This is a genomic window from Pseudorhodoferax sp. Leaf274 (assembly GCF_001422445.1).
Classification (GTDB): Bacteria; Pseudomonadota; Gammaproteobacteria; order Burkholderiales; family Burkholderiaceae_C; genus Pseudorhodoferax.
This window is the reverse complement of sequence record NZ_LMNA01000009.1, coordinates 1-21415: the sequence shown is the minus strand read 5'-3', so window position 1 is coordinate 21415 and position 21415 is coordinate 1. Positions and strand designations below refer to the sequence as shown.

Sequence of the window (21415 nt, the reverse complement as noted above, 5' to 3'; positions counted from 1 at the left end):
ATGTCCACCGACTTTCTGAAGCTGCTGGGCAAGATGGACCGCATCACGGCCGCCGCGAAGAAGCACACCCGGCCGGCCGCCCAGGCCGGCGCCCAGGTCTATCAGGACGAAGCGCAGACCCGCGCGCCGGTGTCGGCGAAGCCGCACAGCACCAAGGGCAAGAAGCAGACGTTCCAGCCGGGCAACTTCCGCAACGCGATCTACCAGGCGCACATGAAGGAGGAGTCGGGCGAGGGCGTGGACAAATACCGTGTTGGCTGGAACAAGAAGAAGGCCTTCTACGGCGGGTTCCTGGAGCGTGGCACCAGCAAGATGGCGGCGAAGCCCACCATCCGCCCGACCTATGACGCGGTCAAAGACGTGGCTGAAGCCACGGCGCTGCGCACGCTGCAACAAGGCATTGCCCGGGAGATGAAATGACGCTCGAAGTCCTGATGGTCACCGTGCTGAAGCCCCTCGTGGAAGGCCGCGTGTTTCCGGACGTGGCGCCCGAGGCCTCGCCGCTGCCGCGCCTGGTCTACCAGCAGGTTGGCGGCCGGGCGTTGTCGTTCGTCGGCAACGAGCTGCCGGACCTGGAGAACGCGCGCATGCAGATCGCCGCCTGGGCCCGCACACGCGCGGAGGCCAAGACGTTGATCAAGCAGGCCGAAGCTGCGCTGATCCAGGCCGGTGCGCTGCAGGTCGAGCCCGCAGGGGCGTCGATCAGCCATTTCGAAGAAGACACGGGCCTGTATGGCTCGTACCAAGACTTTTCCATCTGGAGCGACCGATGAATCCCGCTACCCGTGAGCTGCACCAGACGCTGATCCGCCTGATCAAAGGCTGCATCAGCGCCTGGGAAAAGTGGCTGGAGCACCAAACCCAACGCTGACGCTGACCCTTTCCCAACCCTGCCTCGCCGGCAGTCCTCGCCTTCGGGCCTCGACGCCATGCGCCTCGCAGAAATCCGCCCCGCCAGGGGCTCATTTCACCGAGGCCCACCATGGCACAACTCCCCAAAGGCTCGACCTTCGCAATCGCCACGACCTTCGCAGCTGCGGTGGTCGTCAACTCCATCACCAACGCGGCCGAAGCCGTTGTCACCGCGCCCGCGCACGGCCTGACGACAGGCGACATCATCGAGCTGTCCACCAGCTTCACGCGCCTGAACCGCCGGTTCTTCCGCGTTACGCAGCTGTCGGCCAGCACCTTCTCGCTGGACACCATCGACACGCAGAACGTGGCGCTGTACCCGAACGGCACCGGCCAGGGCGCAGGCTCGTTCCGCAAGGTCACGGCCTGGACGCAGATCCCGCGCGTGATGAACCCGCAGACCAGCGGCGGCGAGCCCAAGAACGTGACGTACGAGTTCCTGGAAGACGAGAACGAGTACCAGATCAACAACGGTTTCACCGCCGTGGGCTACACGATCGAGATTGATGACGACATCACCACGCCCGGCTACGCGGCGCTGATGAAGGCCACCGAGGAGCAGACCGACACCGCGGTCCGCATCCTGATGAAGGGCGGAAAGAACCCGACTTACCTGGCCTGCAACGTGGCGATGAACCCCATGCCCGTCCTGCAGGAAGGCCAGATCAACCGCCTGCGCGTCGCGTTCAACGGCCGCGCCCGGCCGACCCGGTTCACGGGCACGGTCATCGCCTAACACCGCCTGGTGTCTCCTGGCCCTTCGGGGTCTTTCCATGCCCCGCCGACCGTATGCGGCCGGGGTCTTTTTCCAAGCAACCACTACAACATCATGCTCAAGCCTTTTTCCCTGGACATCGAACCGACCTTCACGGCCACCGTCAAGATTCCCGTGCCCGGCAAGTCCGCGCACCCTATCGAGTTCACCTTCAAGCACCGCGACGAGGACGCTTTCAAGGAATTCGGCAAGAAGCTCAAGAGCTACAAGAACGACACGGACGCCGTGATGGATATCGCGTGCGGCTGGGACTTGGAGCAGCCGTGGGAGCGCGAGAACGTCGAGAAGCTGGTCAAACGCTACCTCGGCTCGGCCAAGGCCATCATCGACAAGTACGCCCTGGTGAACTCCGGCGCCGAACTGGGAAACTGAGAGAGGCCACTGCGGCGCTGTACGACGAGATCCCCAGCGACGCGCACCTCGAAGCCCACGGCCTGAGCCGCGAGGACTACGAGGACGACGCTGTCGCGGTGTGGCCCTGCAACCAGCGCGCGGTGGCGTTCTTCACGGACTACTGCTTCACGCAGTGGCGCATGGGGCCTTCGGGGCCCACCGGCCTGGACCGGGGCGTCGTGCTGGCCGACCTGGCACGGTTGGAGCTGCCGAAGGCAGAGGCGGACGACCTGTACCGCCGCATCCGCGAGATGGAGCGCGCTGCGCTGCGCAAGATCTCACAAGCCAAACGCTGAAGAACGCTGCGGCGCGCACAGCACTTTCAGGCCCACGTCTTTCCCCGTGGGCCTTTTCATTGGGCGTCGAATGGCCAACAACGACCTGCAGTCCAACATCGTCATGGGCGCCGATGTCGCGGGCGTCGAATCCGGGATGGCGCGCGCCAAGCGGGCTGTCGAGGATGTCGGCAGCACCGTCGAGCGCACCGGCCGCCGCGCCGAAGAAGGCCTGTCCGGCATCGGCCGTGGCGGCGACAACGCCGCCCGCACGGTCGAGCGCGCGACGCGGAGCCTGGAGCAGCAGATCCAGCGCCAGATCGTCTCGATGCAGGCTGGCTCGCGCGAGAGCCGCGAGTACTGGGAGGCCATCGCGAACCAGCGCGGTGTGAACTCGCAGACCCTGCGCCCGCTGCTGGACCAACTGGATGCGGTGCGCGCCAAGACCGAGGACGCCAAGTCGTCGGCGCAGGGCATGGCGACGGTGTGGGAGGGCGTGGGCCGCGCGGCTGGCGCCGCCGCCGCCGTCATTGCCGGCGCGTTCTCCTTCCGCAAGGTCATCACCGAAACGATCCAGGCCGAGCAAGAGCAGGCCCAGCTCGCGGCGGCGCTGCGATCGACCGGCGAGGCAGCCGGCTGGTCCGCTGACCAGTTGAACAAGATGGCGGACCGGCTCGCCAGCCGCAGCACCTTCTCGGCTGGTGAGATCACGCAGGCCCAGACCCGGCTGCTCAGCTACACCAACATCGTGGGCAACCAGTTCCCGCGCGCCATGCAGACGGTCATCGACATGTCCGCGCGCATGGGGATGAGCGTCACGCAGTCGGCCGAGACGATCGGCCGCGCACTGGACGTGCCGAGCGAAGGCCTGACCGCTTTGCAGCGCCAAGGCTTCCGGTTCACCGAGGAGCAGAAAAAGCTGGTCGAGCAGTTGGAGAAGACCGGCAAGGTCGGTGAGGCGCAGGCCATCATCCTGCAGTCCGTCGAGTCTTCCTATGCCGGGGCCGCTGCCGCTGCGCGCGACACGTTCGGTGGTGCACTGACGGCGCTGCAGAACACGATCGATGACCTTCTGACTGGCGAAAGCAGCGGCATGAAGGGCATGCGCCAGAGCGTCGAGGGCCTGATCACCGTCCTCGGGTCGGAAGAGACACGGACCGCGTTCCAGAGCTTCATCAGCCTGGCGACCGATGCAGTCACGGTCTTCGCCAAGGTGGCCGGCAACTTTGCCGCCTTTCGGACCGCCACAAACCGCGAGGCCATGCTGGCCGGCGTTGACGAGTTCGGCCTGATGACCAAGAACGCGGAGACAGCCTCCGCGCGCGTGCAGCGTCTGGCCGAGCAGGCCGAGCGGTTTCAGGAGGCCATCGGCCGCGGCAGCAACGTCGAGTTCAACACTGCGCGTCTGGAGAAGACGCGCGACCTTCTAACCGAGGCACGACGCCAGGCCGAAGGAGCCGCGGATGCGCTCAAGCGCTTCGCGAACCAGAACGACAACGGCAAGCAGCTGGGTGCGTCCGATTTCGGCCTGACACTGCCCGCTGCGGCGCTGGTGGGCGGCAAGCCCGCCGCGGACGTGGACAAGAAAGCCGAGACCGCCTACAAGAACTTGATCGACTCCATCAAGGAGAAGATCGCCCTTGAGAAGCTGGAGCTCGAAAGCGGCGAGAAGCTGACGGAGAGCCAGCGCCTGCGGGTCAAGATCGAGCAGGACCTTTCCGGTGCGCGCCGCGCCAACGCTCTGCAGTTGGTGGACCAACTGTCGACGGTGGAGAAGAGCCGCAAGACCGCGCAGGCCGAGGCGAAGGAGGCTGGCGAGGCCACCAAGGCCTACGCCGATCTGATCACCGCTCGGCAGAACTCGGTCGCCACGATCCAGACGCAGATCCAGCGCGAGCAGGATGTCGCAGCGGCTGTCGGCCTGGCGCGCAGCGAGGTCACGCTGCTGGAGGTCGCCAAGCTGGAGGAGTCCGCCACCTCCAAAGACCGGCTTGCCGTGCTGGCCGACGAACTCGACCTGTCGGGCGCGCTGGCCAAGACCTACCGCGACGAGGCCAAGGCGCTGCGCGACCTGGCCGCCGCCAAGCGCGTCACTTCCGGCAAGCAGGAGGCGGCCGAGACCGCGAAGGCCGCTGGCGATGCCGCGAAGAAGGCTTCGGAGGAGTGGCGGCGCTACACCGAGGACATCAACAAGTCGCTGACCGATGCGCTGCTGCGCGGCTTCGAGAGCGGCAAAGGCATCGCGGAGAACTTCCGCGACACGCTCAAGAACATGTTCAACACGCTGGTGCTGCGCCCGGTCATCTCGGCGACGCTCAGCCCGGTGTCCGAAGCCATTGGCGCGCTGACCGGCGTGCGGACGGCTGCCAATGGCGCAGGCACCCTCAACACCCTTGCGAACAACTCCGGCCTGCTGGGTGCGGCGGTGCAAGCCTACGGCGGGTACGCGGTTGGCGCATCGACCGCCTCGCTTGTCGGTGCCAACGCTGTCGGCATGCTCGGCGGCGACGCGCTGGGTGCGCTGATTGCAGCGAACGGCAGCTGGGCCGGTGTCTCGGTGGGCGCGGTCGCCGCCGAAGCCGCTGCGGGTGCTGCTGCTGGTGCATCTGCCGGCGCGGCGGCTGGATCGGCGGCCGCCGCAGGCGGAGCGGCCGGTGGCAGCAGCGCTGCGGGCGCAGCAGCTGGTATGGGCCCCTACGGCTGGATTGCAGCCGCCGTCATCCTGGCGATCGCAGCCTTTGCCGGCAAGGGAGAGAAGCGCTACGGCGGCCACTACGGGATCAACTTCGAAGGCGACGGGGTGTTGGACTACCGCCGAGGCGGCTACATCGACAGCAAGGCCGGTGAGGTGACCTATGTGGTCGGCCCGTCGGGCGGTGAGTTCGCCAAGGAGTACGTCACTGAGCTGATGACCGGGACGACCAAGGGCATCAACACGCTGCTGAGCGACCTGGGGTCCGGCCTCTCGCTCACCGGCTTTCAGGCGGGCCTGGAGACTTCGGGCAAGGGCCGCGGTGGTGTCTTCTCGGGTGGCACGCTGACCGGTGGCATCACTTTCGGTGAATCGGGTCAAGGAGGCGGTCGGCCGTGGGAGTCCACGAGCAGCCGCAGCCCGAACGCGGAAGAGGCGGTCAAGAACTTTGCCACCGACATGCTGCAGGTGACCATCCAGGCCCTGCAGGCGGCGACCGACCTGCCGAAGTCCATCGCCGCCCAGCTGAAGGGCGTGGACGCCGAGAAGCTGACCGATGAGGCCGCCACCGAGTTGCTGACCACCATCAGCCAGCAGATCGAGTTCGTGAAGGAACTGCGCAAGGCCATCGACCTGCTGCCGTTCCCAAATCTGCGCGATCTGTCGTTCGACGCGGCAGACGGCCTGCTGGCTGCGGCCGGTGGTCTGGAAGCGCTGAACACCAGCATGGCTGGCTACCTGTCGAACTACTTCAGCGAAGAGGAGCAACGCAAGGTTGCCATCGACCAGACCTCGGCGGCGTTCAAGGCGCTGGGCCTGGCCATGCCGGATGTCACCCAGTCGGCCGATGCTGCGCGCGCGCAGTTCCGTGCGCTGGTCGAGAGCATCGACATCAATTCCGAGAAGGGAGCGCAACAGTACGCTGGCCTTCTGGGCCTGCAAGGCGCGTTCGCGAATCTGACCCCGATCATCGACACGACGGCCCAGGCGGCCCAGGCTGCCGCATCCGAGCTGCAGGAGCGGCTGACGCTGGAGAGCCAGCTGCTGCAGCTGCAGGGCAACACGGCCGAGCTGCGCAAGCGCTCGCTGAATGCGCTGCTGAGCGACGAGAGCCGCGCCATCCAGCAGGCCATCTACGACCTGCAGGACAAGCAGACGGCCGAGGCAGCAGCGCAGGCCGCCGCCAACGCCGCGGAGCAGGTGAAGGCGGCATGGCAGTCGGTCGGCGACACCCTGGCAGAGGAGATCAAGCGCTTGCTGGGTGTGGTGACCGGCGACAGCGCCGCAGGCCTGGCCAGCGCGCAGAGCCAGTTCGCCATCGCGACGGCGCAGGCACGTGCGGGTGACCAAGACGCCGCATCGTCTCTGCCCGAACTCAGCCGCTCGCTGGAGGACTTGTACCGCACGCAGGCCAGCAGCTCGACAGACCTGCGGATCTTCCAAGCGCAGATCGCCGCCAGCTTGGCGGAGACCGCCCAGGGGATCGCGGCGTCGCAGGGCATCAACGTCGAGTCGTTCGCTGCAAGCGCCTTGGCAGGCGGGGCGTCGTCCGGCGGCGCTGGCCTGGTCGCGCTGCCGCCGGCGCAGATCTATTCGGCCGGCCAGGCAGCCGGAGCGCTGAGCGATGCGCAGGGGATCCGCGAAGAGCTGCGTCAGCTGCGTCAGGAGCTGCGCCAGGCGAACGAGGCAATCGCCGGCTTTCAACTGCGCGGCGCGCGCGCTGCGGAGAAGACCGCGGGCGTGGTGGATCAGTGGGATGTCGACGGCATGCCGGCGGTGCGGCAAGGAGTGGGAGCATGAAGCTGAACACGCTGCGCATCGTCCGGCCGCAGGTGATCACGCCGGCCATGCTGGTGAGCACCAACGTGCCCGAGAACGAGTACGTCGAGTGGAACGGCGGCGCTTCCTACCCGCTGGGCCAGCGCGTAATCGTGACCTCGGCGCACAAGGTTTACCAGAGCAGTGTCGCGGGCAACGTCGGGCAGTCGCCGCTGACGTCGCCGCTGGCATGGGCCGAAGTGGGGCCCACGAATCGCTGGAAGGCGTTCGACCAGAGCAACAGCACGCAGACCCGCGCGCAGAACTTCCTGACGTACACCATCCGTCCTGGGCAAGCCATCCACAGCGTCGCCGCCTTGAACTTGACCGAGGCGACGGCCATGCGCGTGCGGGTGACCGACCCCGGCCTGGGCCTCATCTATGACAAGACGGTCAATCTGTCGGGGCAACTGCTGAACTCGACCTGGTGGGACTGGTTCCTTGGGCCACGCACAGAGCCCAAGCAGTGCATCTATGGAGACATCCCCAGCGCGCCAGCGGCCACGATCACCGTGGACATCGCAGGCACGCAGGGCCTGGCGGTCGGCGTGATCCTGATGGGTCAGACGCGCGCCTTCTCCGAGGGTATCCGGAAGGGCGCGCGCATCGGCATCACGGACTACTCGCGCAAGGAGCGCACGGAGTTCGGCGACACCGTGCTGGTCGAGCGCCCGTTCGCTCGGCGCGCGAACTGGTCGCCGGTTCTCAAGGCAAGCGAAGTGGATGCCTTCGTGGACTTCATGGCCGAGATCCGCGCGCAGCCGTGCCTATGGATCGGCTCCGACCGGTACGAGGCCATGACGGTCTACGGCATTTACAAGGCGTTCGACGTGCTGATCGCCTACGACGACATCTCCACCTGTGACCTCGAACTGGAAGGCTTGACGTGACCGACATCGTGACTCCACCCACCATTGCGGCGATGCCGCCGGCGCCGCAGCTGACGGACACGCAGGCGGACTTCAACAGCAAAGCTTTCGCAACGGTCGGCGCTTTCCCGGCGTTCATCACGCAAACCAATCAGTCTGCCGCCGCGACGCGACAGAACGCTGTCGCTGCAGAGGAGCGGGCGACCGGGGCCCAGGGCAGCGCAGCGGCAGCCGTGACAGCGCGTGACGTAGCACTCGCTGCGCGTGATCAGGCTGCCGCTGCAGCACAGTCGGCCATCAACGCGCCGGCCACGCGGGCCACATCTGCGACGAACGAGGCCATCAGCGCTGGCCAGAAGTGGTTCGCGACCCAGCCCGGCAAGAGCTGGATCGGCGGTGAGGCGGTCGTCGTCGCGTCCCAGACCGATCCGGTCGGAAAGCGCTTGTACGGCATCGTGAACGACTACAACGGCAGCACCGGCCTGCTCGGGGTCGTCGTGCCGCCTGGGGGCTTCCGGGGCAGCGGCACCAACGCCGGCTGGAACATCTCCGTGACCGGCTCGCACGACGGCGTGGTGCTGCTCGGTGCAGGGCCTGGTCAGGGAACGCAGTTGCTGTCCATCGGATGGGGGGCCGGAGCCGAAGGAATCGTGCGCCCGCTGGTGTCTGTGGATGGCGGGCACTGGGGCGGACTGGCCGGCGACTGGGAAGTGCAGGAGGCGGCGCCGCCCGGTAAGCGCGGCGAGTTCTACATGAATGCGCCGCCGCCGGGCTGGCTCAAGGCCAATGGCGCCCCGGTGTCCCGCACGACACACGCGCGTCTGTTCGCGCGGATCGGCACGTTCTACGGTGCGGGCGACGGTTCCACCACGTTCAACCTTCCGAACGACAACGGCCTGTTTGCGCGTGGCTGGGATGAGTTCGGCACCTACGACCCGGCCCGAGCCTTCGGGTCGCTGCAGGCTCCTGCCAACATGTCGCACAGCCATGGTGGCAGCACCGGGGTTGCAGGGGGCCACACGCACTCCGGCACTGCGGACCTGGCCGGCAGCCACGCGCACACTGGGACCGCGCTCAACGCCGGAGCGCACACGCACGGCGTGCCGCAGAACCGCGTCGCGGGCGGCGGCGGGCCCGCCAGCGCGCTCAAGAGCGAGGACACCGCAGGCGTGGACATCTCCACGGGCGTCGGCGGCGACCACGGCCACGCACTGTCCATCGCCGCGGCGGCCGCCCACCAGCACGCGCTGAGCATCAACGGTGTGTCCGACCACGCGCACGTCATTGCGGCAGAGGGCGCGGGCGAGTCGCGCCCCTGGAACCGGGCCGTCCTGGTCTGCATCAAGTACTGAGGTCCCTCATGGAAGACATGCCCGTCATCGATCCCAAGATCGTTTTTGCTTTCCACCCCTTCACCCGCCGCTACGTGGGGCCTTTCGAACTTGCCTTCGAGCGCGGCGACATGGACCCGCTGGAGCCGGGCCGCTGGCTCATCCCAGGAAACTGTTTGGTGGACGCCCCGCCCGTAGCCGGCCCTGGTCAGTATGTCGTCGCGGAGATTCAGCCCTCTGAGGGTGATCCCGACGTGGAGAAAGTGGCATGGGCGCTGCGCGACATCCCGCAGCCGCCCGCACCACCTGCGCCTGCTCCGGAGCCAGAACCAGTGCCGCCTACGCCCGAGCAAGTCCGGCAAGCGCTGGTGGATGCCATCCAGGAATACATGGACGACATGGCCCAGATGCTCGGCTACGACGACATCAAGACGGCCGTGACTTACGCCGACGAGCCGGCCGTGCCGCGCTTCCAGGCCGAGGGCCAAGCCCTTCGCGCTTGGCGCTCGCTGGTGTGGGCGGCCTGCTACGAACACCTGGCGCTTGTGCAAGCGGGTGGAGCCGAGATTCCATCCTTGGAGGAGGCCATCGCCATGCTGCCTGTGTTCACGCCGCCCCCGCCGGTGCAAGAATCGGCCGAGGAGGGAGCCCCATGAGGCCGCATGTGAAATTCCGCGACCTGCACCCAGGAGTGGTGCAGGCCGTCAAAAACGCCTTTCCTAAGTGGGATGCGGAAGTGGGGAACATCTTTGACGGCGCGCCGGCAGATGCCATCGTGAGCCCAGCCAACTGCATCGGTCGGATGGACGGTGGGATCGATGGTCTCTATGTGCGTGCCTTCGGCTGGCAGCTGCAGGCGCGCTTGGCTCACCATCTGGTCGAGAGCCACGGCGGACGTGACGATTTAGGGCGGTTGAACGGGTCTAGTGGCCGCGTGGAAATCGGCGATGCCGCAGCCATCGACACCTGCAATTCGCGGCTGCCATTGATGATCATGGCGCCGACGATGGACTGGCCACCAGGGGACGTGTCGCAGACCCAGAATGCCTATCTTGCGATGAAAGCCATCCTCCAGCTGGCAACCCGCATCGGGCTGAAGTCCATCTTGATGCCTGGCCTGGCCACCGCCACGGGTCGCATGCCGGGCGACGTGTGCGCCGCGCAAATGCGCCGAGCCTGGGACGAAGTCTTCAGCGCCTGAGCAACCCCGCTCCCTCTCAAGCCGCCCACCGAGGCGGCTTTTCTTTTGCCCGAAAGGCTCCCATGAAGAAGAAGTTGTCTGCCGCCGTTGCTGCGGTCCTGGCGTTCCTTGCCCCGCGCAGCGCGGAGGCAGAGGTCGCCGCCGCAGCCGCCGCATCGAAGGGCATGTACACCGGCGCCGGCGTGTCCCTTGTGGGCGGTACGGCGTTGTCGAGCGACTTTTTGGGCTGGGCCGGCTTTGCGGTGGCAGTGGCCGGCTTCGCGCTCAATGCGTGGTTCAAGTGGGACGCCAGGCAGCGGGCCAAGCGAGAGCATGCCGCTCGCATGCAGCGCATCCTGGGTGGGCATCGCACCGACACTGACCTGGCGCCGCTGGGGGCGGACGATTGAACGCCGCGCTGCGCAATCGGCTGCTGGCCATTGCTGCCAGTGCCGTGCTGGCCAGCGGCACGGCCTACGTTGCCAGCCAGCAGCCCAGCGCCGAGGTGGTGCTCGCGATGGAACTCGGCAGCCACTTCGAGAGCAGCGGCCGGCACATCGGCACGCCGTACGTTGACCACCTCGGGAAGGGCCAGCCGCTGACGGTCTGCAACGGCATCACCGGGCCCGGCGTGGAGGCCGGCCGCTACTACACGCGCGAGGACTGCCACCGCATGGAGCTGCCGCGCTACCGTGAGGCCGAGAAGCAAGCCAAGAACCGACTGCGGTACTGGGACACCTACAACGCGTGGGTGCGCGCGTCGTTCATCGACATGGTGTTCAACCTCGGGCCTGGAGCCCTGGACGGCACCACGATCCAGCGGCTGGCCAACGCCGGCGACTTGGCCGGCGCCTGCGCGCAGATGCCGCGCTGGGTCTACGGCACTGTGTCGGGACAGCGCACGAGACTGCCCGGCCTGGAAGCGCGGCGCGACGCGACGCGCGAGCTGTGCGCGGAGTGGGGCAAGGACGGCCATTTCTCGGCCGGCCTGCTGGTGCCATGACCCTGATCACGCACGGCATCGTCGCAGTCGTGGCCGGCGCGCTGGTCTACGGCTACTTCGACGCGCGGCATGCCGCCGAGGTAGGAGACATCCGCGTGAAGCAGGCCAACGCTGAAGTGGCGCTGGCCGGCCGGGCACTCGCCGCCGAGCAGCGCGAGCGGACCAGAGAACAGCAATGGGCCGCGGTGGCCGCAAAGGAGGCAGTCGATGCACAGACCCGGATCAACGCCCTACAGGGTGACCTGGCCGCTTCTCGCGGCGCTGCTGACCGGCTGCGCATCGCCGCAGCTGATGCCGCCCGCCGAGCCCGTCAAACCCGCGCAGCGTCCGCCGCTGCCTCCGCAAGCCCGGGTGTCGCTGCTGCCGATCCCCTCGATCTGCTCGTCGGGGTGCTCCAGCGGCATAGCGACGAGCTTGTCCGAGTCGGAGCGTACGCTGACCAACTCCGGGTTGCCGGCGAAACCTGCGAGCGCATCAGCGACGCCCTGACGCCATGATCCGCATCCAGGACCTGACCGGGCCAGCATCGGCCCTGCGCGGCTACGCCGAGGACGACCCGCAGCCGATGGCGGACTTCGCCATCAGCTGCACGCTGGAATGGGAGACGCCGACCATCGTCTGGGTGCACGCGCTGCGCGGCGCCGGCAGCCGCAAGCTGTGGCGAGAGTTCGTGGAGGCGCTGGCCGAGCGCGGCGTGCGCGAGATCCGCGCCCGCCGGGCAGAGGGCCGGCGCCTGCCGCGCGCCAAGCCTTCCGAGTGCGGCGGCCACTTCGTCATGCTGGTGGCCGACCTGGTCGAGCGGCCGCCCGAAACCGGGTTCGGTGGCCTGTGACGCGCCGCCGCTTCGTCCGCCGCCTGCGCGTGGCGCTGGGCCGCGTCGTGCCCATGATCCTGCTGGTACTGCTGACCGCGGCCGCCTGGGGCGTCACGGCCTACGTGTGCGGCCGCAAGGCCATGCTCATCCCGCCCGAGGCCGGCGCGCAGCTGTTGCGCCAGCTGCTCCCTGGCGTTCTCTGACTTCAGGCTTCAGGTACGTGCCGATCGCGAGCAACGATTGCCACCGCGCAATGTGAACCAATCAGCCGTGAATCACGCGCATGCCGTGATCATGGGATATGCATCGCTTATCCCATCCAGACAATCGGCTCAGCTGCGGCGTGCATCTCCTAAGAAACGGGCATGCTGCGGTCAGACGGCCCGCGGTGTGTGCAGCACCGCGGGCCGTCGCCATTTCTGCTCAAGGTTTGATCGACGTGACCATCGTGGCGCACACGGCAACGCGATGCGCACTTACAAAGCTGCCAATTTCTGCGCTTGAGACTCGTTCGCGACGGAGGCACCGGGCCTCTTTTTTCTGGAGAAGAGAAGTGGGCACCCCGACCGATGACTGGGCCGAAGCGACGAGGCTTGCAGACGAACTACGCAAGCAGATTGGTGCGATGGTCGACGAAGGAGTTGATTTGCCTACTGACCTCGTAAAACGATTGGCCCAGGCTGAAGCCGACCTTGGGGCAAGTTTGGAAGCGCTTCGAAAAGCGAAGCGCACGGCGCTCAACGAACACCACTCGGGGAGCGCCGAGGCCAGGTAAGCGACTAGGAAGCCACAGGTTCCGCATTTGCTATTTATGGCGCGTTTCCAACCAGTGGCTCCCCTCCCCATCGACCGTGGTTGTCTCCTGACCGATCTCGGCTGAAAGCTCTAGACCCTGGGGAGGAAACGCTTCAGGGCCTTTTTCTCTGACAACGGGCACGCTCGCCGCGTTGAGGGCGCCGCGGGAGCACATGCCAGTTCGTAGGACAGCAGGCCAAAGCAGCTTGTTCGCTAGACCGCCAGGCCCAATCCCACGTCAACGTGTCGCCGCGCTGGTGTACTCTGAGGCACAGACATCGACAAGGCTTCCCGCATGAATGAGCGCATCGCAAGCATCCCCGAAGTGGCGCCCTCGCCAGCCACGGCGGTCGTGGCAAGAACCTATGTGAACAGCGCGATGAGACAGACCTATGTGCCGAGCAACACAGCGCCGACGAGGCCAGGGTCGGATGATCACAAACGGTATGCGTCCAAAGGCAACCCGACCTGATCGCACGCCCCTGCTGTTGAAATCCGCGCAGAGGCGTACGGGTTAAAACGGGCAGGCCCGCCGCGGCGCACGCACCTCGTCCACCAGCCACAGCCAGCGGAACTGCGACACGGCGCATCCATCGCGCAGCAGCACCAAGTCGGCCGGCACTTGATGTCCCGCGGCACCCAGTGACGCGACTGCTTCGCTGGCCCATCGCTGCAGTTCCGGCGTCACGATCAGCATGGCGGCCATGAAGGCATGGGGCGGGATCGCGCTGTCCATCATGCGCGCGCCACCGGCACTTCGTCCCATGCCGTCGTGTAGTTGGGCGTCCTTCGCTCTTGTCGCATTCCCCACTCTCGGCGGTTGTCGTGCATGCCGGTACTGGCGGCGTGCACGGTGCCTTTCCCATAGCGCCCGTTCAGCGCATCCATGGCAACCATGAGACGCGCCCGCGTTGGATCTGCTGAATCGTCCTCCAGTGCCAGCTCCTGCTGCACGCGACTGGCCGGAGTAAGGTCCAGCAACATGACGCCGGCTTTGATCAGGTCGTAGCCAGGCTGGTAGATCTGGTGCAGGCCGGCAACTGCGGCGCGTACCAGGGCCGGCGTGTCCGCTGTCGGCCGGCGCAGCGGCACGATCACGCTGCGGTGGAATCGCGGCCCGGGGCGATGCGGCGAGGTGTGGGCAAACACCAGCACCTGGCCGGCATGGCCGTCCTGCTTGCGCAGCTTCTCGGCGGCCCGGCCAGCAAACTCGCTCACGGCCTCGATCAACGGCGGCAGGTCGGTGATGGGCCGACCGAACGACCGCGTGCAGGCAATCTCTTTCTTCGGCGCTGGGGCGTCATCCAGGCCGACGCAAGGCATGCCCTGCAGCTCGCGCACGGTGCGCTCGAGCACAACCCCCCAACGCCGCCTGATGGTGGCCGGATCGCTGTGCACCAGATCCAGCACAGTGCGCACGCCGGCCTCCTGCAAGGCTGCGCCAATCCTGCGGCCCACGCCCCAGACCTCGCCCACCTCCGTCGCGGACAGCACGCTATCCAGATCGGCCGCAGGCAGGGCCGAGAGGTTGCACACCTGGGCCAACTCGGGCGGATAGGCGCCGGGCTTGCGCTCGGCCATTTTCGCGATGTGGTTGGCCAGCTTGGCCAACGTCTTGGTGCTTCCGATGCCGACGCCACACGGGACACCGGTCCAAGCAAGGATGCGGGCGCGGATGCGCCGCCCTCGGTCTACCAGATCGCCGCGCACGCCGGCCAATCCGATGAAGCTCTCGTCAATGCTGTAGATCTCCTGCGTTGGCCCCAGGCCGGCAGCCAGGCTCATCACGCGGTCGCTCATGTCACCGTATAGGGTGAAGTTCGCCGACAGCGCCACCAGCCCCTCGGAATCCTCCATGTGCCGGATCTGAAACCAGGGCGCGCCCATCTTGATGCCGAGGGCCTTGGCCTCATTAGACCTGGCGATGGCACAACCGTCGTTGTTGGACAGCACGACCACGGGCCGCCCCTGCAGGCTGGGCCGGAACACCCGCTCGCAACTCACATAGAAGTTGTTCCCGTCCACCAGCGCATACATGGCAGCCTCACGCGAAACGCTTGATGCTGGCGGTCACCACGCCCCAGACTTCCAGCGTCTGGCCTTCCCGCGGCGTGATGTCGGGAAAGGTGGGGTTCGCCGGCCTGAGCTTGATGCGGCCGGCACGCTGGTACAGAAACTTCACCGTGAATTCGCCGTCCACGACCGCGACCACGACATGCCCATGCCTGGGCTTAACAGCCTTGTTCACCACCAGCATGTCGCCGTCGAAGATCCCAGCATCGCGCATGCTCTCGCCGGAGACGCGCAGCAGGAACGTGGCTTGCGGGTGGGTGATCAGCTCGCGCGTGAGGTCGATCCGCTGCACCAGGAAATCGTCGGCTGGCGACGGAAACCCGGCCTGCACACCACAGCCTGCCAACGGCAGCACCACAGGGGCGCCGACCAGCGGGACGGGGTAGCAGGGAAGATCAACACTGTTCACCCATCCAGTATAGGCTGCAGTCGTACGATCCGGCCATGTGTTCCCACTATGAAGGCGTCTCCGATCCGAAGCGGCTGGCTGAACACTTCGGCGTCATCATGCCGGCCGGGGTCAAGTTCGATGTCTGGCCTGGCTATGAGTCAATCTTCATCCGCAGGCCCAAGGAATGGGGATCGGGCGACGATGCAGTGCCGGAGCGAGAGGCAGCTGGCGGGGCCTTCGGCATGGTGCCGCACTGGACCAAGGCGGGTGACGCGAAGGCGGCGCTGGTGGCCGCAAGGCGCACGTACAACGCCAGGTCCGAGACGGTGCGGGAGAAACCCAGCTTCCGCGATGCCTGGCGCCGCGGGCAGCACTGCATCATTCCAGCCGAAGCGATCTACGAGCCGGATTGGCGAAGCGGCCGGGCCGTGCCCACGCGCATCAGCCGCGCCGACGGCAAGCCCATGGGCATTGCCGGCCTGTGGACTGGATGGCGCGGCCCGGATGGTGTCGTGCTGCGCAGCTTCACGATGCTGACGGTGAACGCTGACGATCACGCACTACTGAAGCACTTCCACAAGCCGGACGACGAGAAACGCATGGTCGTGATCTTGCATGAGCACCAGTACAACGCCTGGCTCGATGCACCGCCCGAGCGGTCGATGGAATTCATGCAGCAGTACCCGGCTGAGCTGCTGGTGGCAGTGGCTGCACCGATTCCGAAAACGGCCAAGCGGGCCGGGCCTCCGGTGTGAGGGCTGGGGCACGCCTGTGCAGCAGCGCTTCGCAGGCTTCCTGGCCAAGCTGTGCGCCGAGATCGCCGCTGCGCATCCGGCTGCACCGGGCGATGCCATCCGCGACGCGTTCCTCTGGACCGGCTGGTGTCACGACGGGGTGCACGGCAGCGGGACGGTGTTGCATATCCGGATGAACGGGCAGGGCGCGCTGGAAAGCGCCGAGCGCAAGCTGTTGGAGGTTGCCTTCGGGCGCGTGCTGCTGCGCGAGCTTGTGACGCCCGAGGCGGTCGATGAGGCACACAAGGCGTCTCGCAGGGCGGGACCGGAAACCTACTGGTCGCGCCGTTGGACGGCCGCGCGCGCTGCGGCCATGGCTGAGGTGTTCCCTGATGGCCTCCCGGCCCGCACGCAACTGCGTACGGTGTTCAGCTACAGCCCCTGGTAGCCAGAATGAACGAAGCCGCCCGGAGGCGGCTTGGCGCCTTCCCCAGAATGGCCTACGCTTGGAGCCGGGTCCTGCGCATGCGCGCATGCCGTGTGGTTCAATCGTTGGACGTAACCGTACGTAATCACACCTGATGACACCAACGAGAACTTGCAACCAAAAACGGTTGCATAATGACGCAAACTCGCTGTGAGCCGGAAAGACAAGCTACTAGCCCGCCTGCGAGCTGCGCCCAAGGATTTCACGTGGGAGGAAGCGGTGAGCCTCATGGGCATGCACAACTTTTCTGAGCTGAACGCAACGCGCGGCTCCGGCAAGAAATTTGTTCACACAGTCACTCGCGTGAAGGTGATTTTGCATAAGCCGCATCCCGGGAACATCCTGAAGGGATACGTGGTCCAAGCTCTGTTGGATGGCTTGAAAAACTCTGGAGAGATCGATTGAAACAGCACCTCAGCTACAAGGGCTATCACGGCTCAGTCGAGGCTGACTTCGACGACAACATCTTCCATGGCCGGATACTTTTTATTCGAGACGTGGTGGCTTATCACGGGACCGATGCGCCTACGTTGAAGGCTGCTTTCGAAGAGGCTGTGGACGACTACTTGGCGACTTGCGAGGAGCTTGGCGAAGCTCCTGAGCAGCCCTGCAAAGGCTCGCTCAATGTGCGGGTTGGTCCCGAGCTTCACCAGCAGATGGCCTTGGAGGCAATGAGGCTGGGTACGTCGCTTAACGACTGGATCCGTCAGGCTTGCGAGAGAGGGCTTCAGAGCACCGCGAAGGTGGAAGCGAAGGAGCCATCCCCCTCGGAAGTTGTGATGAAGGTCTTTGCTCGTGGAGAGAGCGTCCTAATTGACGATACATACCAATCTGCTGCAGCAGGCTGGGAAAGCGTGGTTGTCCAGCAGAGCAAGGTATGTCACTGAGTTTCAAGACCAGCGCCCCCGCAACTTGGCAGGCTCGGTGTGAGCGCTTTTTGTCTGTGGAGGCCGCTCGGTCGGGGCGACTGGCTCAGGATTCAGAGCCCGTTCACAGGCGCAAGGCTGGATCGGACACGGTTTATGAGGTCGCGGTCAAGATGACGTTGACTGGCCACGCATCGACAGGAAAAGAAGTCGCCTTCACGTGCGAATGCACCGTAGGCTGCGAAGTAACGATGCCGGATGCCGAGAGTCGGCTCACTCCGGACGCGATGATCCAGCTTTATATCCCTCTCGCCACGACAGCGATGGAGCGCTGCCACGCGATGGCTTGGAGCATGGGCTACCCCGCTACAACGCGAGTCCCGCGCTTCCCAGTAGTTCTTGACCCGGATGCTGAGAAGCTCGCAGAGCGGACGCCAGGGAGTAAAGGCGGAAAGCGGCTCGGGACCGGCAAGAAGCGTAGCAGCGCACCCAAAGCGGGAGCAGACTAGGCTGGCTGATCGCCTGGGCGAGGGATCGGGGCTCCGCTTAGTCCATCCAGCACCTGCTGCAGCGTCTTGATCAGCCGCACTAGGTCTTCGGGCGGCATTTCGATCCATGGAAGCTCATGCTGGTCGCCCAGAGGATCTTTGATGGTGTGTTGGAGCCCGATCACTACCTTGCCGTTGACTAGGCGCGTTCGAACATTGGTGTACTGAAGGCGGGGTGGGGTGGTCATGCGAGCATGCTGGCATAGACCGCCACAGTTAGCATGATGAAGACGGCAGGCAGCGCGCGGCCGGCGCGCGTGGACCGTGTGACCGCATGCCATCGGCAAGGCGCCCAAGCCCAGGCGCTTATCGTCGTGAGCAGCGCCAGGAAGGCCAGCACCTGCCAGGGAATCATCATTTCCATGCAGAAATGGTAACCGACCGTTACAAGCTCATGTTGTGTCGCCGTTCACATCCCAGATGACGAACGGGCCTCACCACTGAGAATCCGTACATGCCAATCGACCAGATCGCGATCCCCATCCTCGGCGCCCTGGCGGCGTGGTGCTCGCAGGAGCGCAGCAGCGCCATCACCCGCTGGGCGTCGGTGTTCGGCCTAGTCGGCACGCCGTTCTGGTTCTGGGCAAGCTGGAAGGCCGAGCAGTGGGGCATCTTTACGCTGTCGGCGGTCTACGGCCTCGCATGGTTGCGGGGCCTGTGGGTGCACTGGATCAGCCCGCAGAGCGCCTGACCGCGCGCCATGTCCCGGCCTCGTCCCGGTTTCGGCTTGATGCCTTTGTAATCAGGGACTTACTGGTCCCCTCGACAGGAATCGAACCTGTATCTAGCGCTTAGGAGGCACTCGTTCTATCCATTGAACTACGAGGAGCGGCGGCGGATTCTAGCCCTGTTTCGCTGGGCGCCATTCACATCGGCGGCCCTCTGTATCATTCGATTTCCCCCGGCAGTGAGTCGGGCAGTGATACGGAAGTGAGTCGCAGGAAATGGCCAGTGTCTCCAAGGTAGAGGGAAAGTGGCGTGCGCTGATCCGGCGCAAGGGTCACAAGCCTATCAGCAAGCGATTTGACACCAAGGCGAAGGCCTTGGAGTGGGCTCGCGGCATCGAGTCGCAGATAGATGCTGGCCAGGTGCCGGCGGTTGCTGGTCGGGACACCGTGGCGGACCTGATCCGCGAGTATCGGCGGCTGCGTTCGTTGGCAAGGCCGATCCTCGACACGTCCAGCGAGCACTACACGTTGCGGCAACTGGACGCTGACCTCGGTGGGTTGGTGGCCGCCGCCATGTCGGTCGATGATCTGTTGGGCTGGGCGCAGCAGCGCAAGGACGAGGGGGCTGGCCCCTACACCGTCAACTGCGATCTGTCGAAGCTCGGGACCGTGCTGCGCTACGCTGGCCGCGGGCTGCCAGATGTGATCGGGGCCGCCCGCCCTAAGCTGAGCTACCTCGGCCTGATCGGCGGTGGCGGCAAGCGCGAGCGCAGGCCCACCGAAGATGAGCTGGCGCGGCTGGTCGCGTGGCTTGCCGAGCAGCGCGGCCAAGTCTTCGCCGATGTGATGATGTTCGCTGTGTTCACGGCGATGCGCCGTGGCGAGATTGCGCGCATCGTCTGGTCGGACGTAGACCCGCAGAAGCGCATGGTGCTGGTGCGCGACCGCAAGGACCCTCGCAAAAAGGTCGGCAACGACCAGTGGGTGCCGCTGCTGCCGGCAGCCTGGGAGTTGCTGCAGCTCCAGCCGCGGGAGGAGGGCGAGCCGCGGATTTTCCCGCGCGACCCTCAAACCTTCAGCAAGTACTTCCGGCAGGCGTGCGTGGCGCTGGGCATCCCGGACCTGCACATGCACGACCTGCGGCACGAGGGCACGAGCCGGCTATTCGAAGACGGCTTCCCCATCCAGGAGGTGGCGCTGGTCACTGGTCACCGTGACTGGCGCCACCTGCGCCGGTACACGCAGCTCAAGCCGGAGATCGTGCACGCTCGCGGCACGCGTCCAAGTACGTAGCGACATCGCGATAGTCCGCGAAGCGCTTTGCGCCGTCGACGTAGGTCGGCACGGCGAAGGTGCCGGCCGACACCTGGTTGTAGATCGTCCGCGACGACAGGTGAAGCACCTCGGCCAGTTGGTCGATGGTGAGCCGCAGGCCGAAGTGGTCGAATCGCGGCATCAAGATCCGCCTTGCTGCGGTACTCGACGCCCTCGAAGGTGATGGGCAGGCCCGAATCGAAGAACTGCCGGTAGCGGCGCGCGTCGGCTTTGGCAGCTAGGCGCTCTGCCCGCACCCGCTCATCTGCCACGGCCTGGGCCGCCGCGTAGCAGTGGTTCCAGCCATCCCGGTAGTCCGGTCGCACATGGCTGGCGCTGGGGTGATAGGGTAGGAACTCGTTCCCTGCCTTCCAAGGGCCTGGGCCATCGTCATGCGGGACGAGGTGGCGCGCGGTCTTCATGCTGGGGGTCTGGTCAGGCATGGGCGTCTCCATTGGTTGCAGCTGCGAACAGGTCACCTACGGCCTTGCGGGCGTGTCGCGTGGCCCTGGCGGTCTCGGCGTGGTGGCCGGCATCCAGGCGCAGGTGGCAGCGCTGGCACAGCGCCTCCAGGTTGTCGTCGGCGCAGTTCTCGGGCGTGTGGTCCAGGTGCGCGATGGTCAGCACGATGTCCACCATGCGCAGCACTTGGTAGTTGGACATGTGGGTCTGGCCCAGGTAGGTGCCGCTGTCGGCGCAGTACACGGTGGCGTCGTCCCGCATGTAGGTGTCGGCATCGCTGCCGGTCCCGCGCGCGATGCGCGTGCGGTTCGGCACGCGGCAGCGCTCGCAGCAGTTCTCGGCCCTGGCCAGGATGCGCGCGCGGACCTCGGGCCAGTTGGCCGGGTAGCGGCCGCGGTTCTCGGGCTTGATGGGCATCACGCACCGCCTTTCTGCTGTGGCTGCTCTGGGGGTAGAAATTCTCGGTCGCGCAGCACCTGGCGGATCAGTGCCGCGACGGCCTGGGTGCTGCCGAACTCCACGTAGCCGGCGGCGTTGTTGCGGCCACCGACGTGCAGGATGCGCTGGGCCAGGGTCATGCCGGCCGTGGGGCTTGGCTCGGCGCGCTCGTAGCTGACGACGCGGCGAAGGCCCAGGGCGTGCAGCGTCATGTCGCTGGGCTCGGTCTTCTGCCCACTGGCCAGGCGCGACAGGTAGCCGACATCGCAGCCCAGCGCGCTGGCAGCGGACCGCAGCGATCCGTGATCCTCCGCCAGCTCGGCGATGCGCTGTTGCAGGGTGATCGCTTCAGCCATGTTGGCTCCAGCGCGCCAGATAGAAGTCGCAGGGCAGACCCTGGTCGGCGATGTAGGCCGGCCGCTTACCCTTGTTCCAGGTGAAGTAGCCATCTGCGTGCAGGCGTCCGTCAGGCTGTGCCACCACCTGTGCCTGCACATCGGAAGCCGGGCCGGCGCTTTCGGCCGGCGGCCGGCCGCCTGGCTTGGAGAACCGCGCCTGCAGCCAGTGTTCCTCGGGC

Annotated in this window: 31 protein-coding genes and 1 tRNA gene; 22 read left to right on the top strand and 10 right to left on the bottom strand. The window is 66.2% G+C overall.

All coding sequences use genetic code 11. The annotated features are described in order from the left end of the window. The 16 genes from ASF44_RS12815 to ASF44_RS31745 all read left to right on the top strand — a co-directional run bounded on the left by ASF44_RS12815 (position 1) and on the right by ASF44_RS31745 (position 12837). On the top strand, positions 1-420 hold the full coding sequence (locus ASF44_RS12815; protein WP_235579212.1) for an HK97-gp10 family putative phage morphogenesis protein: 420 nt from the start codon (positions 1-3) through the stop codon (positions 418-420). Continuing rightward, the gene (locus ASF44_RS12810; RefSeq protein ID WP_056899623.1) at positions 417-773 is read left to right on the top strand and encodes a DUF3168 domain-containing protein; all 357 of its coding nucleotides are present in this window, start codon (positions 417-419) and stop codon (positions 771-773) included. Before ASF44_RS12815 ends, ASF44_RS12810 begins: the two co-directional genes overlap by 4 nt. Positions 774-982: 209 nt before the next feature. Beyond that, positions 983-1648: a phage tail tube protein gene (locus ASF44_RS12805; protein WP_056899622.1), complete on the top strand. Its 666-nt coding sequence runs from the start codon at positions 983-985 to the stop codon at positions 1646-1648. Positions 1649-1741: 93 nt separating this feature from the next. Then, positions 1742-2059, top strand: coding sequence for a phage tail assembly chaperone (locus ASF44_RS12800; protein WP_056899621.1), 318 nt, complete (start codon positions 1742-1744; stop codon positions 2057-2059). Then, positions 1951-2376 carry a DUF1799 domain-containing protein gene (locus ASF44_RS32545; RefSeq protein ID WP_082524738.1) on the top strand — a complete coding sequence of 142 codons (426 nt, stop codon included), beginning with the start codon at positions 1951-1953 and terminating at the stop codon, positions 2374-2376. The genes ASF44_RS12800 and ASF44_RS32545 overlap by 109 nt, the downstream gene beginning before the upstream one ends. Positions 2377-2446: 70 nt before the next feature. Then, a complete protein-coding gene (locus tag ASF44_RS32540) occupies positions 2447-6847 on the top strand; it encodes a phage tail length tape measure family protein (protein ID WP_056899619.1) in 4401 nt (1466 codons plus the stop codon). Then, the gene (locus ASF44_RS12785; protein ID WP_056899618.1) at positions 6844-7755 is read left to right on the top strand and encodes a hypothetical protein; all 912 of its coding nucleotides are present in this window, start codon (positions 6844-6846) and stop codon (positions 7753-7755) included. The genes ASF44_RS32540 and ASF44_RS12785 overlap by 4 nt, the downstream gene beginning before the upstream one ends. Beyond that, entirely contained in the window at positions 7752-9086 is a 1335-nt protein-coding gene (locus tag ASF44_RS32880) for a tail fiber protein (protein ID WP_056899617.1), read from the top strand. Before ASF44_RS12785 ends, ASF44_RS32880 begins: the two co-directional genes overlap by 4 nt. Before the next feature lie 8 nt (positions 9087-9094). Continuing rightward, positions 9095-9721, top strand: a complete 627-nt coding sequence (locus tag ASF44_RS32340; protein ID WP_056899616.1) for a hypothetical protein — start codon at positions 9095-9097, stop codon at positions 9719-9721. Continuing rightward, positions 9718-10266: a macro domain-containing protein gene (locus ASF44_RS32335; RefSeq protein ID WP_162243806.1), complete on the top strand. Its 549-nt coding sequence runs from the start codon at positions 9718-9720 to the stop codon at positions 10264-10266. The genes ASF44_RS32340 and ASF44_RS32335 overlap by 4 nt, the downstream gene beginning before the upstream one ends. Positions 10267-10328: 62 nt before the next feature. Continuing rightward, a complete protein-coding gene (locus tag ASF44_RS12765; RefSeq protein ID WP_082524736.1) occupies positions 10329-10655 on the top strand; it encodes a holin in 327 nt (108 codons plus the stop codon). Further along, entirely contained in the window at positions 10652-11248 is a 597-nt protein-coding gene (locus ASF44_RS12760) for a lysozyme (RefSeq protein ID WP_056899613.1), read from the top strand. The genes ASF44_RS12765 and ASF44_RS12760 overlap by 4 nt, the downstream gene beginning before the upstream one ends. Next, positions 11245-11745: a DUF2514 family protein gene (locus ASF44_RS12755; RefSeq protein WP_056899612.1), complete on the top strand. Its 501-nt coding sequence runs from the start codon at positions 11245-11247 to the stop codon at positions 11743-11745. The genes ASF44_RS12760 and ASF44_RS12755 overlap by 4 nt, the downstream gene beginning before the upstream one ends. Then, positions 11742-12080 carry a hypothetical protein gene (locus ASF44_RS12750; protein WP_056899611.1) on the top strand — a complete coding sequence of 113 codons (339 nt, stop codon included), beginning with the start codon at positions 11742-11744 and terminating at the stop codon, positions 12078-12080. The genes ASF44_RS12755 and ASF44_RS12750 overlap by 4 nt, the downstream gene beginning before the upstream one ends. After that, positions 12077-12265 carry a hypothetical protein gene (locus ASF44_RS12745; RefSeq protein ID WP_056899610.1) on the top strand — a complete coding sequence of 63 codons (189 nt, stop codon included), beginning with the start codon at positions 12077-12079 and terminating at the stop codon, positions 12263-12265. Before ASF44_RS12750 ends, ASF44_RS12745 begins: the two co-directional genes overlap by 4 nt. Positions 12266-12615: 350 nt before the next feature. Further along, complete coding sequence (locus tag ASF44_RS31745; RefSeq protein ID WP_156374477.1) at positions 12616-12837, top strand: hypothetical protein; 222 nt, start codon at positions 12616-12618, stop codon at positions 12835-12837. Between the two features lie 534 nt (positions 12838-13371). Here the strand turns inward: ASF44_RS31745 and ASF44_RS12740 are convergent. From ASF44_RS12740 to ASF44_RS12730, 3 genes are read right to left on the bottom strand one after another with little or no spacing between them, the layout of a single operon-like run. Further along, positions 13372-13623, bottom strand: coding sequence for a hypothetical protein (locus ASF44_RS12740; RefSeq protein ID WP_156374476.1), 252 nt, complete (start codon positions 13621-13623; stop codon positions 13372-13374). After that, positions 13593-14894, bottom strand: coding sequence for a Y-family DNA polymerase (locus tag ASF44_RS12735; RefSeq protein ID WP_056899608.1), 1302 nt, complete (start codon positions 14892-14894; stop codon positions 13593-13595). Before ASF44_RS12735 ends, ASF44_RS12740 begins: the two co-directional genes overlap by 31 nt. A gap of 7 nt (positions 14895-14901) precedes the next feature. Next, positions 14902-15288, bottom strand: coding sequence for a LexA family transcriptional regulator (locus ASF44_RS12730; protein ID WP_235579208.1), 387 nt, complete (start codon positions 15286-15288; stop codon positions 14902-14904). 86 nt (positions 15289-15374) lie between these two features. Here ASF44_RS12730 and ASF44_RS12725 point away from each other — a divergent pair, with 86 nt between their 5' ends. The 4 genes from ASF44_RS12725 (at position 15375) to ASF44_RS30990 (ending at position 17429) form a co-directional block, all read left to right on the top strand. Next, entirely contained in the window at positions 15375-16076 is a 702-nt protein-coding gene (locus ASF44_RS12725; RefSeq protein WP_056899606.1) for an SOS response-associated peptidase, read from the top strand. Positions 16077-16092: 16 nt separating this feature from the next. After that, a complete protein-coding gene (locus tag ASF44_RS12720) occupies positions 16093-16503 on the top strand; it encodes a hypothetical protein (RefSeq protein ID WP_056899605.1) in 411 nt (136 codons plus the stop codon). A 189-nt stretch (positions 16504-16692) separates the two neighbouring features. Continuing rightward, positions 16693-16947: a type II toxin-antitoxin system HicA family toxin gene (locus tag ASF44_RS30995; protein ID WP_082524735.1), complete on the top strand. Its 255-nt coding sequence runs from the start codon at positions 16693-16695 to the stop codon at positions 16945-16947. After that, positions 16944-17429, top strand: a complete 486-nt coding sequence (locus tag ASF44_RS30990; RefSeq protein WP_082524734.1) for a type II toxin-antitoxin system HicB family antitoxin — start codon at positions 16944-16946, stop codon at positions 17427-17429. The genes ASF44_RS30995 and ASF44_RS30990 overlap by 4 nt, the downstream gene beginning before the upstream one ends. A 484-nt stretch (positions 17430-17913) precedes the next feature. On the opposite strand, the gene ASF44_RS30985 is transcribed toward ASF44_RS30990, so the two are convergent. Both ASF44_RS30985 and ASF44_RS31740 read right to left on the bottom strand, forming a co-directional pair. Beyond that, complete coding sequence (locus ASF44_RS30985; RefSeq protein WP_082524733.1) at positions 17914-18144, bottom strand: hypothetical protein; 231 nt, start codon at positions 18142-18144, stop codon at positions 17914-17916. Beyond that, entirely contained in the window at positions 18141-18320 is a 180-nt protein-coding gene (locus ASF44_RS31740) for a hypothetical protein (RefSeq protein ID WP_156374475.1), read from the bottom strand. Before ASF44_RS31740 ends, ASF44_RS30985 begins: the two co-directional genes overlap by 4 nt. A gap of 90 nt (positions 18321-18410) precedes the next feature. On the opposite strand from ASF44_RS31740, the gene ASF44_RS12710 reads away from it, so the two are divergent. Then, positions 18411-18647 (top strand): hypothetical protein, encoded by a 237-nt coding sequence (locus ASF44_RS12710; RefSeq protein WP_056899604.1) that lies wholly within the window; start codon positions 18411-18413, stop codon positions 18645-18647. 63 nt (positions 18648-18710) lie between these two features. On the opposite strand, the gene ASF44_RS12705 is transcribed toward ASF44_RS12710, so the two are convergent. Then, positions 18711-18785: transfer RNA gene (locus tag ASF44_RS12705), tRNA-Arg, on the bottom strand. Between the two features lie 115 nt (positions 18786-18900). Here ASF44_RS12705 and ASF44_RS12700 point away from each other — a divergent pair. Further along, a complete protein-coding gene (locus ASF44_RS12700) occupies positions 18901-19917 on the top strand; it encodes a site-specific integrase (protein ID WP_056899603.1) in 1017 nt (338 codons plus the stop codon). On the opposite strand, the gene ASF44_RS12695 is transcribed toward ASF44_RS12700, so the two are convergent. From ASF44_RS12695 to ASF44_RS32330, 4 genes are all read right to left on the bottom strand, one after another. Further along, positions 19871-20080: an AlpA family transcriptional regulator gene (locus tag ASF44_RS12695; RefSeq protein ID WP_056899602.1), complete on the bottom strand. Its 210-nt coding sequence runs from the start codon at positions 20078-20080 to the stop codon at positions 19871-19873. The two genes, ASF44_RS12700 and ASF44_RS12695, sit on opposite strands and share 47 nt — an antisense overlap. Before the next feature lie 293 nt (positions 20081-20373). Beyond that, complete coding sequence (locus tag ASF44_RS12690) at positions 20374-20817, bottom strand: hypothetical protein (protein WP_056899601.1); 444 nt, start codon at positions 20815-20817, stop codon at positions 20374-20376. Continuing rightward, entirely contained in the window at positions 20817-21194 is a 378-nt protein-coding gene (locus ASF44_RS12685) for a hypothetical protein (protein WP_056899600.1), read from the bottom strand. The genes ASF44_RS12690 and ASF44_RS12685 overlap by 1 nt, the downstream gene beginning before the upstream one ends. Continuing rightward, a partial coding sequence (locus ASF44_RS32330) for a hypothetical protein (RefSeq protein ID WP_056899599.1) occupies positions 21187-21415 on the bottom strand: 229 nt, incomplete at its 5' end. The genes ASF44_RS32330 and ASF44_RS12685, both read right to left, overlap by 8 nt.